The sequence below is a fragment of the Xanthobacter sp. BG11Y11_SDJG genome, assembly GCF_057364445.1.
In genome coordinates this window covers 1-2,089 of sequence record NZ_JBNFNU010000559.1, presented here as the reverse complement: position 1 = coordinate 2,089, position 2,089 = coordinate 1, and the positions used below count along the sequence as shown (strand labels likewise).

The 2,089-nt window shown below is 68.5% G+C and carries 2 protein-coding genes; one reads left to right on the top strand and one right to left on the bottom strand.

The window, feature by feature from the left end; all coding sequences use genetic code 11:
- The coding region (phaC, locus tag AC2W7M_RS24370) for a class I poly(R)-hydroxyalkanoic acid synthase (protein ID WP_486135602.1) at positions 1-1,875 on the top strand (1,875 nt) is incomplete at its 5' end.
- Here the strand turns inward: phaC and AC2W7M_RS24365 are convergent.
- Positions 1,854-1,979: a hypothetical protein gene (locus tag AC2W7M_RS24365; protein ID WP_486135604.1), complete on the bottom strand. Its 126-nt coding sequence runs from the start codon at positions 1,977-1,979 to the stop codon at positions 1,854-1,856. The genes phaC and AC2W7M_RS24365 overlap by 22 nt on opposite strands.
- Between the last annotated feature and the right edge of the window lie 110 nt (positions 1,980-2,089).

The window sequence follows — 2,089 nt, the reverse complement described above, 5'->3', positions numbered from 1 at the left end:
CCAAGCCCGCGGCGCCGCCCCCCTGCCCCGGCCGCAGACGGCAGGTCCGGAGCGCCGAAGGCCGCAGACCCCAAGCCCGGCCAAAGCAAGGACGGCGCCCAGGGGCCCGCGGGGCTCGATGTGGAGGCCTTTTCCCGCAACCTCGCCCGGCTGGTGGAGGAGGGCGGCAAGGCCATGGCCGCCTATCTCGGACCGCGCGAGGCCGGCCGCAACGACGACATGGCCGACGACATCGCCGACGCGATCAAGACCGTGGGCCACGTGGCGGAATACTGGATGGCCGACCCCCAGCGCACCATCGAGGCGCAGACCCGCCTCATGGGCGGCTACCTCTCGGTGTGGGCCAACACCATGAAGCGGCTCGCCGGCGAGGAGGTGGCCCCGGTGGTCGCCCCCGACCCCAGGGACGCGCGCTTCAAGGACGCGGGCTGGAGCGAGAGCCCGATCTTCGACGCCTTGAAGCAGGCCTATCTCGTCACCTCCAAATGGGCGGAGGACATGGTGGAGGAGGCCGAGGGCCTCGAACCCCACACCAAGCACAAGGCGGAATTCCTCGTGCGCCAGCTGGCGAACGCGATCTCGCCCTCGAACTTCGCCGTCACCAATCCGGAGGTCATCCGCGAGACTCTGTCCTCGTCCGGCGAGAACCTGGTGAAGGGCATGCAGCACCTCACCGAGGACCTGATCGAGGGCAAGGGCACGCTCAAGATCCGCCAGACCGACATGAATGCGTTCGAGGTGGGGCGCAACCTCGCCACCACGCCGGGCAAGGTGGTCTACGAAAACGAGCTGATGCAGCTCATCCAGTACGCCCCCGCCACCGCGCAGGTGAAGCGCACCCCAGTGCTGATCGTGCCGCCCTGGATCAACAAGTTCTACATCCTCGACCTCACGCCCGAGAAGTCGATGATCCGGTGGCTGGTGGACCAGGGCATCACGGTGTTCACCCTCTCCTGGGTGAACCCGGACGCGCGCCTCGCCGCCAAGGGCTTCGACGACTATATGCGCGACGGCATCATGGCCGCGCTCGACCAGGTCGCCATCGCCTCGGGCGAACGGCGCGTGCACACGGTGGGCTATTGCGTAGGCGGCACGCTGCTGGCCGTGACGCTGGCCTACATGGCAGCCACGGGCGACGACCGCATCGCCAGTTCCACCTTCCTCACCACGCAGATCGACTTCACCCATGCGGGCGACCTGAAGGTGTTCGTGGACGAGGAGCAGCTCGCGGTGCTCGAGCGCAAGATGAAGCAGATGGGCTATCTCGAAGGCTCGAAGATGGCCTCCGCCTTCAACATGCTGCGCTCGAACGACCTGATCTGGCCCTACGTGGTTAACAACTACATGAAGGGCAAGGCGCCGTTCCCGTTCGACCTGCTCTACTGGAACGCCGATTCCACACGCATGCCGGCAGCCAACCACTCCTATTACCTGCGCAACTGCTACCTCACCAACAACATCGCCCGGGGCCTTGCCGACCTCTCCGGCGTGCGCATCGACATGACCAAGGTTCAGGTGCCGGTCTATTCGCTGGCGACGCGGGAGGACCACATCGCGCCGCCCAACTCGGTCTTCATCGGCGCCAACATGCTGTCGGGGCCGGTGCGCTACGTGCTCGCCGGCTCGGGCCACATTGCCGGCGTGGTCAATCCGCCGGCGAAGATGAAGTACCAGTACTGGGCGGACGGGCCGGTGGGGCCGAGCTTCGAGGCCTGGCTCGACGGCGCGCGCGAGCACAAGGGCTCCTGGTGGCCGGACTGGCTGCAATGGTTCTCCGCGCTCCACCCCGAGGAGGTGGAGGCGCGGGCGGTGGGCGGCGGCCGGCTCCAGCCCATCGAGGATGCCCCCGGCCGCTATGTGAAGCAGCGCTCCTGAGGCGGGCGGAGCGCACGCCGGTCGGCGGCGTGCCCGATCATGCGTGAACCGCTCAAGCATGCCCCGCTCGAGCGTGCGCCAGTGAAGCGGGCGCCGGAGAAGATTGCACCTCGCGCCGCCCGGATGGCGCCTTCTGCGTCCCTGGGATCCTGGGCGCCCGGCGCGGCCGCGCGGGGCGTTCCGGCTGAGCGGGCGGGCGACCCCGGCGAACGCC